Annotated in this window: 12 protein-coding genes; 10 read left to right on the top strand and 2 right to left on the bottom strand. The window is 46.1% G+C overall.

The window, feature by feature from the left end; translation table 11 throughout:
* Positions 1-124 precede the first annotated feature (124 nt).
* The 8 genes from AC5JBY_RS02565 to AC5JBY_RS02600 all read left to right on the top strand — a co-directional run bounded on the left by AC5JBY_RS02565 (position 125) and on the right by AC5JBY_RS02600 (position 12,009).
* Entirely contained in the window at positions 125-1,321 is a 1,197-nt protein-coding gene (locus AC5JBY_RS02565; RefSeq protein ID WP_495902977.1) for a phosphoglycerate kinase, read from the top strand.
* Between the two features lie 133 nt (positions 1,322-1,454).
* Entirely contained in the window at positions 1,455-3,683 is a 2,229-nt protein-coding gene (locus AC5JBY_RS02570) for a tetratricopeptide repeat-containing sensor histidine kinase (protein WP_495902978.1), read from the top strand.
* 172 nt (positions 3,684-3,855) lie between these two features.
* A complete protein-coding gene (locus AC5JBY_RS02575) occupies positions 3,856-4,446 on the top strand; it encodes a LemA family protein (RefSeq protein WP_495902979.1) in 591 nt (196 codons plus the stop codon).
* An 18-nt stretch (positions 4,447-4,464) separates the two neighbouring features.
* On the top strand, positions 4,465-4,926 hold the full coding sequence (locus AC5JBY_RS02580; RefSeq protein WP_495902980.1) for a TPM domain-containing protein: 462 nt from the start codon (positions 4,465-4,467) through the stop codon (positions 4,924-4,926).
* A gap of 10 nt (positions 4,927-4,936) precedes the next feature.
* Positions 4,937-5,734 (top strand): TPM domain-containing protein, encoded by a 798-nt coding sequence (locus AC5JBY_RS02585; protein ID WP_495902981.1) that lies wholly within the window; start codon positions 4,937-4,939, stop codon positions 5,732-5,734.
* 86 nt (positions 5,735-5,820) lie between these two features.
* Positions 5,821-6,411, top strand: coding sequence for a TPM domain-containing protein (locus AC5JBY_RS02590; protein ID WP_495902982.1), 591 nt, complete (start codon positions 5,821-5,823; stop codon positions 6,409-6,411).
* 571 nt (positions 6,412-6,982) lie between these two features.
* Positions 6,983-10,222 carry an AsmA family protein gene (locus AC5JBY_RS02595; RefSeq protein WP_495902983.1) on the top strand — a complete coding sequence of 1,080 codons (3,240 nt, stop codon included), beginning with the start codon at positions 6,983-6,985 and terminating at the stop codon, positions 10,220-10,222.
* Between the two features lie 20 nt (positions 10,223-10,242).
* On the top strand, positions 10,243-12,009 hold the full coding sequence (locus AC5JBY_RS02600; protein WP_495902984.1) for a S41 family peptidase: 1,767 nt from the start codon (positions 10,243-10,245) through the stop codon (positions 12,007-12,009).
* A gap of 102 nt (positions 12,010-12,111) precedes the next feature.
* Here AC5JBY_RS02600 and AC5JBY_RS02605 read toward each other — a convergent pair whose 3' ends face one another.
* Positions 12,112-14,613, bottom strand: coding sequence for a M1 family aminopeptidase (locus tag AC5JBY_RS02605; RefSeq protein WP_495902985.1), 2,502 nt, complete (start codon positions 14,611-14,613; stop codon positions 12,112-12,114).
* Positions 14,614-14,738: 125 nt separating this feature from the next.
* Between AC5JBY_RS02605 and AC5JBY_RS02610 the strand changes: the two genes are divergently transcribed.
* Both AC5JBY_RS02610 and truA read left to right on the top strand, forming a co-directional pair.
* Positions 14,739-16,307, top strand: coding sequence for a proline and serine-rich protein 1 family protein (locus tag AC5JBY_RS02610; protein WP_495902986.1), 1,569 nt, complete (start codon positions 14,739-14,741; stop codon positions 16,305-16,307).
* A 17-nt stretch (positions 16,308-16,324) separates the two neighbouring features.
* A complete protein-coding gene (truA, locus tag AC5JBY_RS02615; RefSeq protein WP_495902987.1) occupies positions 16,325-17,080 on the top strand; it encodes a tRNA pseudouridine(38-40) synthase TruA in 756 nt (251 codons plus the stop codon).
* Between the two features lie 136 nt (positions 17,081-17,216).
* On the opposite strand, the gene AC5JBY_RS02620 is transcribed toward truA, so the two are convergent.
* Positions 17,217-17,698: hypothetical protein (locus tag AC5JBY_RS02620; RefSeq protein ID WP_495902988.1), on the bottom strand; the 482-nt coding region annotated here is incomplete at its 5' end.

Below are 17,698 nucleotides of genomic sequence, written 5' to 3' on the forward strand. Positions count from 1 at the left end.
CATCGCTATACCTGTAACCGCAAAGAAAAGCTACGCATTGAAACGCTGCATCGTCAGTTGCCGATTGACGACTGCTGGTTCACGATGCCTGGCCACCTTTGCGGTTACTTTTTAAAACCAATATATGTCTACATTCAGCCAACATAACTTCAAAGGAGAAAAAGCCCTTATCCGCGTCGACTTCAACGTGCCGCTCGACGATAAATACAATATCACCGACGATACCCGCATCACTGCAGCCATACCTACTATAAAGAAAATATTGAACGATGGCGGAAGCGTCATCCTTATGAGCCACCTTGGTCGTCCCAAAGACGGACCCACCGAAAAATATTCACTCAAGCACCTCATAAAGCACATCAGCGAACTGCTGGGAGGCACTACCGTATTGTTTGCCAATGATTGCATTGGAGAACAAGCCTACATGACAGCCGGCATGTTGAAACCCGGTGAAGTGCTCCTCCTCGAAAACCTCCGCTTCTACAAAGAAGAAGAAAAAGGAGACAAAGCTTTCGCAGAAAAGCTGTCCAAACTGGGCGACGTATACGTGAACGATGCCTTCGGCACCGCACACCGTGCTCACGCTTCAACAGCAGTCATCGCCGACTTCTTCCCTAAAGACAAACGCATGTTCGGATTGCTGATGGAAGGCGAAGTAGCCAGTGCAGAAAAAGTACTCCACGAATCGAAAAAACCTTTCACCGCCATCATCGGTGGCGCTAAGGTGTCCGACAAAATACTGATCATCGAAAACCTGCTCGAAAAAGCTACCGACATCATCATCGGCGGCGGTATGGCATATACCTTCATGAAAGCCCAGGGCGGAAACATTGGCAAATCATTGTGCGAAGAAGATCGCCTGCAAATGGCCCTTGACCTCCTCGCAAAAGCAGAAGCCAAAGGCGTTTGCATTCACCTCCCTTCCGACTCGGTGATAGCCGATAAGTTCGATGCCAATGCAGAAACCTCCGTAGCCCCCAGCAACGCCATCCCCGATGGCTGGATGGGATTGGACATTGCCGAAAACGCTTGCGGACAGTTTGCTAACGTGATCAAACGCTCCAAAACCATCCTCTGGAACGGTCCTATGGGCGTATTTGAAATGGAGAAATTTCAGCATGGCACAAAAGCCGTTGCAGAAGCAGTAGTGGCCGCTACAAAAGAAGGCGCATTCTCCCTCGTAGGCGGAGGCGACTCAGTAGCAGCAGTTAACCAGTTTGGCTTTGCCGACAAAGTAAGCTATGTGTCCACCGGTGGTGGCGCCATGCTCGAGTACTTTGAAGGAAAAACACTGCCTGGCATCGCTGCCATCCAGGGATAATAAAAGCATCACATACAATACAAAGCCGGTACCCAACAAGGGAGTGCCGGCTTTTTTATTGAATTTATCCCATTGCCGGTTGCCGATTCACGATTGCCGATTTTTCTTCGTACATTTTACCAGCATTTGAGTTATGTCAAAGCACAACCAACACTACCTGCGCAGCATAGCCCTCCTCCTGGTGCTATGGATAACCATTGCTATACCGGCCGCCAATGCACAATCTTACACAAAAGCCGACTCCACAAAGATTTACCAACTACTCGCTCAGGCCGACGAAGAAACAGTGACGGGGTCACTCGAACGCGCCATGCAATATGCCCGCCAGGCATTGCAACTAAGCAAAGAAAAAAGAATGCTGCGCGGAGAAGGATTTGCCAGGCTGAAAGAAGCCGACGTACTCATTCAACAATCCGCTACCGCCAATATTAATACTCATATAGACGACGCCACAAGGATCGCCACCCAGCTAAAAGATAGCTTTATGCTCGCATTGGCTACCCATCAGCTTGGACAGAGCAGGATGTACCACGAAGAACACACCGAAGCAGAAAAACTATATCATAAAGCCCTGGCCTTGTACTTTGAAAAAAATGTCTCCACCTACACCGGGCTGGTATACAATGACCTCGGCTACATGTTTGGCGCACAGGGAGAATACGAAAAGCAAGCCATGTGGTTGCTGAAAGCCATCAGAGTATATGAACAGATGGAAGACATCACAGGACTGGCTACAGCATACAATAACATGGCTACCGTATACCACAATCTTGGTAAACCCGAAGAAGCTATAAGGTTTACAAAAGAAGCCATTGCCATGCGCGAAAAAGTAGGCGACATAGTTGGCCTTGCTACATCATATGGAAACCTGTCGCTGATGCTCAGGCCCCTATCGATAGATTCAGCGATCAAATACCAGGAAATCGCTACCAGGTATGCAGAAAAAACAGGCGTAAAAGCAAAGCAGATACCGGGATACGATAATATGTCGGTACTCATGAACATGCAGAAACGAAAAGCAGAAGCACTCGAATACATCAGAAAGTCAATCGTCATATGCCGTGAGATCGATGATAAAATGGGCCTGGCACACAAAACAAGATGGGCTGCACTCCTTTGCGCAGATCTGAAAGATACGGTTACAGGAGCTGCTTACCTGAATGAATCATACGGACTGTCACAACAACTCAACAATAAAATACTTTGGCGCGATTTCTATGGCAGCAAGTCATCCTATTACAAAGCACTCGGCGATTATAAAAACGCCTATGAGGAACTTAAAAAGTTCCATCTCTACAAAGACAGCCTGGTAAACGAAACCACCCAAACCAATATAGCAGAACTGGAAACGAAGTACGAAACAGAAAAGAAAGACCAGTCAATAGCAACACTCAATGCAGAACAAAAGATCCGCCAGCTCGAACTGGAAAAACAAAAAGCTGTTATAGCCGGCAATGTAGAAGAAGCGAAACGCAAGCAAAATGAAATCAACTTCCTGGTACAGTCACAACAACTGCAGGATTTAAAAATAAAACAACAACAGGAAGAACTGGAAAAACAACAACTGCTCTCCCAGGCAAAAGAACAGAAGTTGCAACTGGCGGAAAAAGAAAAAAGCCTCCAGACGAGCCAACTGAAGGCCCAGACCCAGCTACGCAACACCTGGATAATTGGAACATTGCTTTTATTGGCACTTGTAGCCGTGCTGTTTAACCGGTATCAACTCAAAAAGAAACTGGAACAACAAAAAGAACTGGAGAAAATACGCACCGACATTGCCCGCGATCTCCACGATGATATAGGGTCCACTCTTACGAGCATTAGCATCCTGTCGAAAGTTTCACAAAACAACCTGGGCCGCGACCTGCAAAAATCATCAGCCATCCTGGAGAACATCACCGAGCAATCAGAACAGATACAACAAGCGATGAGCGATATCGTATGGACCATCAGGCCCGACAACGACAAACTGGAAAACATGGTCGTCCGTATGCGGGAATATGTGAGCCACACACTGGAGTCCAAAAACATCGACATCATTTTCGACGTCGATAAAGACATCCTGCAGCAAACCCTGGCAATGGAGCAGCGGCGCGACTTCTTCCTCGTTTTCAAAGAAGCGGTAAACAATGCGGCTAAATATGCCCAGGCCTCCTGCGTTACCATCCGGCTCAATCAGGGAAGCAATGGCCTGCAGTTGACAGTAAGCGACAACGGCAAAGGGTTCGATACCAGCCGTACCACCTCGTCAAGCGGCCTCAAAGGCATGCGTGAAAGAGCAACGGCGCTGGGCGCTAACCTCCAGATCAACTCACAACCACAACAGGGAACAACCATCTGCCTCCAATTCGAGCCAGCCTGAGCTTAATTAATTCGTGCAATTCGTTCTAATTCGTGTAATAAATCAGCGAAGCCCCACACTAATGAATTACAAAAAAGGTATAGTCAACATAAAACGTTGAAATTCACAATAAAAATTATATTGGCACTATCCCAAAAGTGTTAATTTTAATACGTAATCAAATCTTAAACAAATGAAGTCGCGTAATCTTGTTCTGATCGTCGTTGTTGCATTCGTCCTCATCTTAGGTGGTTGTGGATGCAATGGCTATAATAAAATGATAAACCTTGATGAAGTAGTGAAAAACAAATGGGCAGATGTACAAAGTGACTACCAACGTAGGTCCGACCTGATCCCCAACCTGGTGAATACAGTAAAAGGCGCTGCCAACTTTGAACAGGAAACACTCACCAAAGTAACAGAAGCTCGTGCGAAAGCAACATCCATGAACATCAATGCTGGTGATCTTACTCCGGATAAAATAGCACAGTTCCAACAAGCACAAGGCGAATTGAGCGGAGCGCTCAGCCGTTTGCTGGTAACAGTAGAAAAATATCCCGACCTGAAAGCCAACCAAAACTTCCAGGACCTCCAAAAACAATTGGAAGGCACAGAGAACCGCATAAAAGTCTCTCGAAACGACTTCAACGGCGCTGTGCAGGAATACAACGTTGCTGTCCGCAGATTCCCCAACAACCTCTTTGCAGGCATGTTCGGATTCAAAGTACGTGATGGCTTTAAAGCTGATCCGGGTGCAGAAAGAGCGCCGGAAGTAAAATTCTAAACTAAGCGCAACACATACATGGCATTATTCCCATTCTCCCGGAAAAGCGAATTCTTTTCTGCAGATGAAAAAAAGCAAATAGTTGCAGCTATCCAGGAAGCAGAACTCACCACCAGTGGCGAAGTGCGGGTGTTCATAGAAAGCCGTTGCCGCTTTGTAGATCCGCTCGATAGAGCCGCAGAGCTGTTCTGGCAATTGAAGATGGACTATACACAGGACCACAATGCGGTACTGGTATACGTAGCAGTGCGCGATCACCAGTTTGCCGTATTTGCCGACCAGGGCATCCACCAAAAAGTGGGCGATGAATTCTGGAACAAGGAAGTACAGGCAATGAGAAGGCACTTCAAAGAAAACCACTATGCCGACGCTGTGATCCAGGTAGTGAAAGATGTGGGCATTGCACTGCAACACCACTTCCCTTTCAACAAGGATACCGATAAAAATGAATTACCCGATGATATCATATTCGGGGATTAAAAAAGAATGGATGAAAAGACTGGTCGCTATATTGCTTGTACTGATATCCGTAGCCACCTATGGACAGAACATCGATGACATCATTAAAAACAAACCCACAAAGCTTGTTAATGATGAAGCTAAAGTACTGGACCCGGCCAGTGTGCAGCAACTGGAAAGAAAACTCGTTGCCTACGACGACAGTACCTCTACCCAGATTGCTATCGTAACCGTTGAGACGCTTGGTGATAGGCCCATTGAGGAAACTGCCTTGGCCATCTACCGTAGCTGGGGAATTGGTAACAAGAAAACCAATAACGGAGTACTCATACTGGCAGCCATAAAAGATAGGCAGATACGCATAGAAGTAGGCTATGGTCTCGAAGGAGCCATACCCGATATCACTGCCAACCAGATTATCCGCAATGATATAGCACCCAATTTCCGTTCCGGCGATTACTATGAGGGGCTCGACAAAGCTACCCAGTCACTCATCCAGGCGGCTCGTGGAGAATACAAAGCTCCACAGGGTTATGGCAAGCGTAAGTCAAAAGGCACTGGCATAGGCAACATCATTGGTGGTATAATCATCATTATTATCATCGCCATTTTTGCCGGCAGAGGCCGTGGCGGTGGTGGAGGAGGTGGCTACATGAGCCGCAGAGGATATGGAGATGTCATTACACCCTTTATCATCGGCAGCCTGCTCGGTGGTGGTGGCAGAGGTAGTGGCGGAGGAGGCGGTGGCTGGTCCGGTGGAGGAGGCGGAGGTTTTGGAGGCTTCGGCGGCGGAAGCAGTGGAGGCGGTGGCGCCAGCGGCAGTTGGTAGCAATTTCCGGATCAAATGAATATATTTAGATGGCCCTTGTTGCGAAACAAGGGCCATTTTTGTAGCTTACAGCAATCTTAAGCGTCATGCGAGCCCTATTCCTTTTAACAATAAGCATCCTCATAACCTGTTTTACCAGCGCACAGCAGAAGCAGTCGACAGGTAATACAAAACGCTCATTACCAAAACCGGTAGGGGCCGTCAACGACTTTGGAGCATTTCTAAATACACAGGAAAGAGAAACCCTCGAAAATGAGCTCATACGGTATCAGAATGCCACTACCCATGCCATTGTAATTGCTACATTGAAAGAACTGCCACTTGAACCCGGAACAAAGAAAAAAACAACGATAGAAAAAATTGCCTTCCGCTATTTCAATACCTGGGGAATAGGCGACAGCATAAAAAACAACGGCGTGCTGATCATGCTCAGCAAAAATGACCGGCAGGTACGTATAGAAGTAGGAAAAGGATTAGAGAAGACCCTCACCAATAGTATTTGCGCCCAGATCATAGCACAACAAATAGTGCCCAATTTCAAAAAAGGCGCTTATTTCACCGGACTTAATGAAGCAGTCCAGGCGCTGGAAAAAGAACTGAACAAATTAAAATATAGTAGTAACAGTAAGCCGAAAATGCAGCCCCCCTCGGACAACAGGCTGCAATTGGTTATTTGAAATTACCCCTGCGCAAAAGCAAAGCGGACAATTCGGACATGTTGGCCAAAATGTCCAATAACGGACACCCACATTTTATTACATCCCCTTTATTATTTACGTTTGTCCTGAGCTGACAGAAGGGCGCGAAATAGATATCTACGAAGCACTGGCTGTACCGAACTTGACAGAATGGCAACGAAAGCAGACCAGGTAATAACGGGATAGAGGCAGGATAGAGCATGGATGCTCCGTAGATACTCCATAGATACTCCCGGGATAGTGCATATAAATAGCGTACTTGAAAAAACGAGCAGTTTTCACCAAAAAACAGCCTCCATTATATTGCCCGGCCCTACTTCGAACGAAGCTCCCCCTTCCTTGTCATTTCGAACCCTGCCATACGTCCTTGACTTCACAGCAAGCATACAGGGTGAGAAATCTGCTATCGAACCAAACGGCCCTTCGGGAGCTTGTAACCTTGTTAAAATATGGCCAATCAAACCATTTTTAATCCAAACTTCATAACATAACCCAACATAATCTGTTGTCCTTTACGTTAACTAAAAAACTGTAGTTAAGCCAACACTCCATGAGGCCCAAATTAAGAAAAAGACTCATAAGAACCCTTTGGATACTGCCCTTGTCCCTGGTGCTCCTGGTGGTGATAGCCGTTGCAATCCTGTATTTCCAGCAGCAGCGATTGGTGAACCTGGCACTTAAAGAACTCAACAAACAACTGTCTGGCGAACTCGTTATAAAAAGCAGCAATATATCAGCCTTCGAAAACTTCCCCTACATCTCCATCAGGCTAAACAACGTACAATTCTATCCCGGCAAACAGCAAACCGTGAAACCCCTCTACGAGGCCGAACGCATGTATGTAGGCTTTAGCCTCTCCGATATACTCAAACAACAATACCACGTAAAAGTAATTGCCCTCCGCAATGGCCACCTCGACCTGGTGCAGGATCAGGCCGGGAAACTCAACATTGTGGAGGCCAGTCGTATGAAGCGCGATACGACGCAGGTAACAGATACAACAACAGCCGCGCTCGACCTCGATCTGAAGAAGATAGTCTTCAGGAACATGAAAGTCACCTACCTCGACCAGCAAAGCCAGCAACAGGTCAGCGCCAACATAGAGAAAATACAATCCTCCCTCAAAGCCGACAGTGTCAACATCACAGCCAACCTCAAAGGCAATATGATTGTTGATTACCTGCGCCCGGGAGATACAACGCTCTTTCGCAATAAGCACCTCGAGGCCGACATCAACCTCACATATGATCAGGTACAACAGTTGATCACCTTGCCACTGGCAAAGCTGAAATTGGAAGAAGCCCTTTTCAACATCACAGGCACAGCCGACTTGAATGACGGTAACCTAGTTGACCTGAAAATAACAGGCGATAAACCCGACTTCGGACAGCTATTCTCCTTTGCTCCAGACGATGTAAAAAAAGAATTAAAACATTTCAACTACAATGGCCGCCTTTCCTTCGATGGAAGTGTAAAAGGCAAACTTGCTGGCGGACAGATGCCCTTTATAGAATTGAACTTTGCCTGCGCTGAAGCCTGGCTACACAATACAGACGCCAATAAAAAACTGGACTCCCTGGCATTTAAAGGATATTATACCAATGGCGCAGATCGCTCATTGAAAACATCTGAGCTGCGCCTGCTCAACATGAATGCACGGCCAGGTGCGGGCGTATTCAGAGGCAACTTTGTTATGCGCGATTTCACCAATCCCAAAATACTGATGCAGGTAAATGCAAACCTTGAATTGGCGTTCATAGGAGCATTCCTGGGCATCAAAGACCTCGAACGCGTAACCGGGCAGGTCATCCTCAAAATGGATTTCAAGGAACTGGTAGACATCAGTGTGCCGGAAAAATCGATGGAGAAACTCTCTACAGGTGTACAGAGCGAATTAGCAGTGCGCAACCTTACCTTCCGAATACCGGGTTATCCGCACATGGTAGAAAGACTCAACCTCCATGCTGCCATGAAAAGCGGGTTCCTCAACATGGATTCACTTTCCTTCAAGGTGGGTAACTCCGACTTCTTCTTCAACGGATCACTCAGCGACTTGCCGGCCCTATTCCACCACCAGGAAAAAGCAGTATTGCTTACCCTCAATGCCCATAGCAACAAGATCATCATGAAAGAATTGCTGGCCTACGACACGGCCAGAAGCAACAAAGCAAAAGAAGAAATATACAATTTCAATATCGGCCTGGCATTTGCCACCTCCGTCAATGAGCTGAGAGAACCGAAGCCCCTGCCCAAAGGACAATTCACCATTCGGGAACTGCGGGCAGCTTTCAAAAACTATCCCCATAAATTCCATGACTTCGGCGCAGAGCTGACGATCAACGATACGATGGCACGCCTGAAGAATTTTGCCGGTCTCATAGACAGCAGCGATATACAATTCAGCGGTCGTGTTACCAACTATGCCCTTTGGTTCGATAAAGTAAAACGTGGTAAAACACAGATAGCATTCGATCTCAAATCAAAGCACCTGGCGATGAAAGATATCCTCGGACGTCGCAGCCGCCAGCATGTGCCTCCTGAATACCACGACGAAACGGCAACCAACCTGTGGCTCCGTTCAAAGACCGACCTGCGCTATGATTCCATGTTCAGGTTTGCCAACATCAAGATAGCCAACATATCCGGCGAGCTTAAAAAACACGCATTCCGTCTCGACAGCATTAGTGGCAACCTGAAATTCGGCGCCGACCATTTCGTAAAGATCGATACACTGAAAGGAAAGATAGGACGTAGTGATTTCGATATCAGCATGCGACTATATACGGGGAAAGACAGCGCAAGAAAAGCAAAAGAGAACTACCTGCAATTCACTTCCCGCTTCCTGGATGTAGACCAGTTAGTCAGCTACCGCACAACATTCACAGAAGAAGATGCCCCGGCACTCTCCGAACTGCCGGCTAACCAAACCAACATACAGGCAGTGTCAAAACCCTCTGCACATGCAGGCGCATTCAACATATTCAAAATACCGTTCCTTAATTTCAGGGCCGATATCAATATCGGCAGGATCAAAGGCCAGAAACTCTGGATCAAAAACTTCTCCACCAAAGCAAGAATGCAGGAAGATCACCACATCTACCTCGACACCCTCACACTGGATATTGCCGAAGGTAGAATTGGTGCCCGCGCACACTTCAACGGAAGCAACCCGGAAAAGATCTATCTGAGAAGCCGGTTAAAAGTAGATGACATTAATATCGAGAAACTGCTCATCAAGCTCGATTATTTAGGGCAGGACTATGTTATCAATAAAAACATAAAAGGACGGCTCACAGGAACCATCAGGAGCTATGTACAGGTACATCCGGACCTCACCCCATTCCTCGACCAGTCCGAAGCCCAGTTGGATGTAGATATACGCGATGGTGTACTCATCAACTTCGCGCCCATGCAAGCCATGTCATCCTATTTCAAGGATAAAAACCTCAACCTGGTGCGCTTCGATACACTCAGGAACAAGCTCACCTTTAAAAACGGTGCCCTGACCATTCCGAACATGAACATCAACTCGTCCCTTGGCTTCATGGAAATAGCCGGAACACAATCCCTCAGCACACAAATGGAATATGCAGTACGCATACCACTCAAAATGGTTACTCAGGTAGGTTGGCGTATGCTATTTGGAAAGAAACAGGAAGAAGTAGATCCCGATCAGGTAGATGCGATCGAATACCGCAACAAAGATAAAAGAGTACGATTCCTCAACATCACCATCAGCGGTAAGCCCGATGATTATAAAGTACGCCTGGGCAAAGCCAAAAAAGCATAAACATTAAGTACCTTAGCAGGATGCGTATAACGATCCTGCTACCCTTGCTTATTATTTGTTCAGTCTATGCATTTAGCCAAACAACATTCGATACAAAAAAGAAGTACAGCTACTTTAAAACCTGGAACTGGCTTAAGTATTACCATCCTGACCTCGCCACCGGCAAAGTAAAAGCCGACTCCCTGTTTCTCAAACATTGGCCGGCAATAAACCAGGCCAAAGACAGCAAAAGCTTCAACCAGGCAGTGCTGCAATTAATAAACACCTTAACCTCTCCGGTAAAGCAAGCCACAAATAAACCGATTGACACCATTGGTTTGCTGGTGCAAAACATAGATACCACCTGGCTCACAAAAGAAAGCCTGATCACGCCGACACTAAGAATGAAATTGCGGCAAGTATACAGCAACAGGTTTCAGGGAGATGACCACTACTATATACCGGCAAAAAACTACGAGACCGAAATACCCCATGAACCGGTGTATGCCTTTCCCGACAGCCTCAACGTACCCTACGAATACCGCATGCTGGCACTCGCCAAAATTCAGGGAACAGGCGATTACCTTTTCCCCCACAAGTACCTCATGGATAAAAACTGGAACGCAACAATCCTTCATTTCATTCCATTATTTACCACAAGCAATACCCGCCAGCAATACGAAAAATGCCTGCTGCAAATAACCGCTGCATTCAACGACTCCCACACCTATAAGTTCTATAGCAGCATCAAAAACAGGAAAGCCATCTTCAGAAGTCAGCATTACCCGCCATTCGATTACCAGGTCGTCGACAACAAAATACTGATTACCCATATTATCATTCCAGAGCTTTGTAAGAAAGCCGGCATAGAAAAAGGCGATCTCATTACAACACTGAGTGGTATCAGCGTGGAAGCAAGAATAAAAGAACTGTCAGGCTTGCTATCTACCTCCAACAAGGTTACCCTTTTGCACAAGCTGAATACCTACACCAACAATTTCTTATTCATAGCCGACAAGCCTTCAATAACTGTCAATATCCTGCGCAACAATAAAGCCTTTAAGGCAGAGCTGCCATACATTCAGTTGAAAGATACCGGATACCTCCGCATGCTCAACAAATACCTTACGAGGAACGGAGAGGAAGTCTGGAGTGACGAATTAAACTACATAGCAACAACTGGTATAATTGACTTTAAGATCAATGAGACATTCCGGTTTATCCAGAAAGTACCTGATGAAAAAATAGATCGGACGATGGACTCCCTGCTTACATTGGCGTCCACTGCCCGGGGAATCATCTTCGACATGCGCGGCTATCCAGATTGGGGAGGGTTCATCAGCTACCTCTATAAGAAGTTTGGCAGAAAAGGAGAAACATATGGCCGATACTATACAGTCAATAAAGAGAACATTGGCACCTACAAATACCTCAGCCAGGATGATGTATATTTTGTACCCGGCGTAAAACCAGAAAATACAACCTATACCGGTAAAGTTGTTATCATAGTCAACCCTGATACCAGAAGCATGAGCGAATGGAACACTATGCAGCTGCAGATGATATTTCCCAACAGTATCACCATCGGGCAGCAAACATCGGGCGGAGATGGCGATGAGCGAATGATCAACATACCCGGCAACTACGTGATGCCCTTTACCGGAAATGCTATTTTCTATCCGGATGGAACAGTAGCCCAACGCAAAGGCGTTAAGATCGATACCCCGGTTTATCCCACAATACCAGAAATACTAAGCGGTAGAGATATCCTGATCGGCAAGGCCCTCGAACTCATCAACAAAAAATAGAACTCAGAGACTTCAAATAAAAGAGGCCCCGCCATAAAACGGGGCCTCATATCTGCGAATAAGTCTTATTAACTTTTCAACATATCAACCTGTCAACTCAAACTAAAAACCTGCCTTTGCAGCCCCCAGCTTTCCATTCACATAATCGATCTGCGCTTGCAGAGCAGATTTGTCGGATGCTTTATCCTTGGCAGCCTCTTTCTTGGTAACGATGCCCTTCAGCCAGCCATTAACAATGGGCTCCAGGCCAAAGCTTTTCGTCTGTTCCCGGAAGTCAACAATGATATCAACACCTTTCTTTAAGTTGTCAGTATTATTAACCTTGGAAAGAAAGTCACTGAAAGAAGGCAGCAGGTTGAACTTGGCCTGAGACAAAGGCATATCACCTACAGCCTTGGCGATAGCAGTGAAGCTGCTTTCATCACCAGACTTGATCATCGTTTTCATCACAGCACCAACCAGTGCACCCTTGGTAGGTTGAGCAGAAAGACGCTTTGCTTCAGTAAAGGCAGCAGCACTGTCCATTTTGGCCAGCGCTTCCAGCGCATTACCCGCTACAGTGTAAGAAGAATCGCTGACACTCTTTACAAACAACTCCTTGTAAGCAGGATTTTCATAATTAGCCAATGCGGTCAGCGCGGTAGCCCGTACAGTAGCCTTGGGATCATTCTTGGCAATATCGGCGATCAGCGGCTCAAACGCTGCCTTATTACCTTGATTCTTCAGGTCCAGACGACCCAGAACCAGGCCACGGATACCAAAATATTTATCCTTCAGCGCATCCTTCAGCAAGGCAATAGCTTCGGGATTAGTTTGGCTGCGGGAAGCAAATTCAACAGCTTCGCGGCGGTCCATATACAGGCCGGCATATTTATATTGGTGAAGATAATTACTCAGCGCCTTGTTATCCTTCTTTTCAGCCAGCAGGATCTTGTCACCATCCACATTCACCAGGTCAGGTTTGCTTGAATAGCTGAAAGTGAAAGTGTCAACCTTATCGTCGATCCATACCTTGTTACGCACTTTATTGGCGCCATTATAAATATCGATAGCGATCGGCAATTTGAAAGCATTACCCGGCTGAGTTTGCTTTACGATCACTGACACTTGCTTGGCAGCATCGTCATACACATAATCGATAGTCAGCTTCGGATGCCCTTCACCATAATACCACTGATTCCAGAACCAGTTCATATCCTTACCAGTTACCTCTTCAAAAGCCAGGCGGAGGTGATGAGCCTCGGCAGCCTTGAATTTATTGGAAGTCAGGTACAGGTTCAGCGCTTTAAAGAAAGCACTGTCACCCACATAATTACGCAACATATGTAAAATACGGCCACCCTTGTTGTAACTCACCGCATCGAACATCGCTTCCTTATCAGTGTAATAAAAACGAACCAGGTCCTTCTTCTCACTGCCACTTTGCAGGTAGCCAGCCATGTCAGAGTAATTCTGAGCATCACCGGCATCCTTGCCATATTTATATTCATCCCACAAAGTCTCACTATAATTAGCAAAAGACTCATTCAGCGTCAGGTTGCTCCAGCTTTCAGAAGTTACATAGTCGCCAAACCATTGGTGAAACAACTCATGCGCAATAGTACTTTCCCAGCCATTGCCATCCACCAGCTCGCGGGCATCCTGCTGAGCACTTTCCTGGTGCAGCGTAGCTGTAGTGTTTTCCATAGCGCCACTCACATAATCGCGGCCTACGATCTGAGAATACTTTACCCAGGGAAAATCTACGCCAGTGATCTTAGAAAAGAAAGCCATCATTTCAGGAGTGTGACCGAAAATCTTACGGGCTACAGGCGCATATTCTTTCTCCACATAATAATTAACCTCTTTACCCTTATAAGTATCCTTGATCACAGAATACTCACCAACACCCATAAAGAACAAGTAAGGAGCGTGGGGAAGTTCCATATTCCAGGTATCAGTACGCGTACCATCGGTATTCTTCTTTTGAGAAACCAGTTTCCCGTTTGAAAGCGTTACATACTTGTCAGGCACAGTCATAATAGTTTCCTGCGTGGTCTTCTGATTGGGCCTGTCGATAGTAGGTACCCATACAGAAGTAGCCTCTGTTTCACCTTGCGTCCAGATCTGCGTAGGCTTATCCTTCTCTTCACCCTTGGGGTTGATGAAATATAAACCCTTGGCATCAGTGATTGCGGCACTACCTTGTACTTCCAGTTCGTTAGGTTTGGCGGTATATTCAATATATACTGTATACTTTTCACCACCTTTATATGACTTGTCAAGGTTAATATTCAGGATCCAACCGTTATAATCATATTTCAGGGGAGAAGTAGAGGCGCCCTTTACAATGGCTACCTTTTTGATCTCCATACCCTTAGCATCTAATGCCAGAGAATCGGTCGCATAAAAGTGAGGTTTCAGCGTTATCCAGGCCTTACCGTTCAGGTATGATTGAGAATAGTCGAACCGTGCATCTATTTTCGTGTGCACCAGGTCATTGATCATAGGAGCACTCTCACGATACAACTTCTTCCAGGTTGTATCCTGCGCGGCTTCATGAGGTTGGGCGGATAGAGTTTGAAAGGTTAAAAAACTAAGCAATCCAAATATTAGCTTCTTCATGAAATGAAATTTATGTAGCCGTAAAGATAAGTTCGACCGCCTTTAATATTTGCAAAAAAAGGTACAAGTGGCGGCTGACAACCATCAAATGAGTAGTTTTGTCTTAATTAGTAACTTAAATCTGCATGAAGCGTATTGCTTTTGTTATTAGTCTGTTAACACTGTCCTGTACCATCGTAAGAGCGCAGCAGGACTACTTTATATTTATCTCGTCCGAAAACTCCCAACCATTTTACATCCGGTTGAATGAACACACATATAGTTCCTCGGCTATAGGTCACCTTGTTATTCCCCGCCTTAGGGATACAACCTATACCCTGGAGGTTGGGTTCCCCAAAAAACAGTACCCCGAACGCACATTCATTGTTTCCCTGAATAAAAAAGACCTTGATTATCAGCTAAAGAATACCGGAAATGACGGCTGGGTATTATTTAATGCCCAAACATCGGATGCCGTAAAACCCCGGCTGGAGCAGGTAAAGAATACAGACCTCTCACTGGGAGAGCGGAAAACCGGAGCCTTCGCTACCCTCATGTCTGCCCTGGTAAACGATTCTGCAGTTCTGTATAAGTCTGTCGCAAAAGTCGATGTACAGCCAGTTAAGCCAGCCGCAACAGCCGTAAAAACAGATACCCAGGCAGTGGTAAAAGCAGAAACAGTAGAAAAAGAAGCGGCTCCCGCAAGAACAGTAGCAGTTATTACACCAACACCCCCGGTAGATTCAGTACAAACAGAAAAGAACACCATACCAGTTAAGATCGATACACCAATAGCCCTGTCTACCGTCATACCAGTACAGGAGTGGGGAAACGATAAAGGAAAAGGATATATCTACTATGATAGCACATCTGTAGGGATGGATACCATTTCGTTGATGATAGAATTTGAAAAAGGAGCGCCAATACCATTACCCACACCGGAACAGGTTATTGCAGCCCCCGCAAAGATCGATACAGTAAAAGCTGTAATTACAACACCTGATACACCCGCCACGGTAGCCCAAAAACAACCAGTGCCGGCCGCTAAGGATTCTGTAGAAAAAGTAACGGCAATAATTCCACAGGACATTCCTGCCAATAACACAACAGAAAAAACAACGGTAGTCACCCCTCCTGATACATCCGCTAAAGAAGCCACAAAGCAGGTGGTTGCCAATACTGTCCCCGACAGTCCGGCCATTGCAAAAGAAGTCGTCAAAGAAACGCCACCACCAGTTACTATTACAGTAGATACTGCCCAAAAAGAACCCATAGCCAAAGTTCAACCAGATACACCAGCAGCAGCAACAGTTGTAAAGGCAGATACAGCAGTAGCAGCAAAAAACAGCTATACACCATCAAAAGACGATTCTGCTGCTGTAGTAGCGGCTTCCAAAAAGCCCTTGCTGTTGATGAACTCCGATTGCGTCAACTTCGCTTCAGAATATGACGTCGACAAATTGCGCGTGAAGATGTTGAGCACAAACAGCGTAGATGATAAGGTGGCAGCAGCCAAAAAAGTATTCAAAACAAAGTGCTTCGTTACAAGATATATCCGTGGACTGTCAGAACTGTTTCCCAACGACGAAGCCCGTTTTAAGTTCTTCGACGCAGCCTATCCATTTGTGTCAGATACCGGCAACTTCCGTCAATTACTCGACCTGTTCACCGACGAACTCTACATCGCCCGCTTCAAGGCATTGGTAAGAATGTAGCTTCTTATCTTCGCTCCATGAATCGATACTTCCTTGAAGTTAGTTACAAAGGCGCCCGCTATGCCGGATTCCAGGTCCAGGACAATGCAGTCACCATACAATATGAGGTAGAAAAAGTACTGGCCACCTTCTTCCGGAAGCCAATCACCTTGACCGGTTCATCCCGTACCGACACGGGCGTTCATGCCTGGCAAAACTATTTTCATTTCGATGCCGACAGCCCGATTCCCCAGAAAGTGGTGTATAATCTCAATGCCATGCTGCCCCCCGACATAGCCATCAACCGGCTGATCGAGGTCCGGGAAAACGCCCATTGCCGCTTTGATGCCCTGGCCAGGGAGTATGAGTACTTTATCTACCAGGCCAAAACTCCTTTCCTCGACGACCGGGCATACTACTTTCCCTATACCCTCAACTTGCAGGCTATGCAGCAGGCGGCCACAATGATCCTTGACTACACCGACTTTACCAGCTTTGCCAAACGTAACTCCCAGGTCAGGACCCATAATTGTACCATACAATACAGCCAATGGGTAGAGCGGGAGGGAGGTCTTACTATTTACCGGGTCAAAGCCAACCGTTTTCTGCGGGGTATGGTAAGAGGCTTAGTAGGAACCATGCTACAGGTGGGCCGTGGTAAGCTCTCGATTGATGGGTTCAGACAGGTAATAGAAGCAAAAGATTGCAGCAAAGCCGACTTCTCCGTCCCCGGCCATGGCCTCTTCCTCTGCAAAGTCGAATATCCCGAAGGCTATTTTAGTATCAACGTTTAACCATTTACTCGTAGTTGAAGCCGCAGTAGGTCGACTACCATTCCACTGCCTTCCCTTATCAACCTTTCAACAAGTTAACCTATCAACTACACCGTCACCCTCCATAACCCCCTCAAAATCCATCAAATCCAATAATTCATCGTTCAGACATAAACTTTTTTTCGCCCCCAAACCCGCTCCCATAGCGGGCTTTCAAAAAGACAAATAAACTTCTTTCAAAAAGATTTGGAATGGAGTCTGCGATCCCCCTATCTTTGCGGCCCGCTTTGGAAAAATAGAGGTACAGAAACTGCGACAAAAGAGACAGTATTCCAGGCAAAGTTTTTTCACATAGTTCTTTGATTAATAGCAAGTTGTAAAATAAAAGAGGAAAGAAAAATGTGAGAAAAATTTGGTGGTGAAATGAAAGCCTCTTATCTTTGCAGCCCGCTCTTAAAAAAAGAGAAAGTTCTTCGAAAAATAATGCAGGATTGGTCAGGTATAACTGACAAAAAGTGAAAACGAAAAGAGGTCGAAAATCTTGCAAAAAAATAGAGAAAAAGTTTGTTAGTAATAAAAAGGCTCCTACCTTTGCAACCCCAACGAAACGGGGTCGGCAAAACGGTCCGAAAGGATTGA

It is taken from the genome of Paraflavitalea sp. (genome assembly GCF_059502485.1).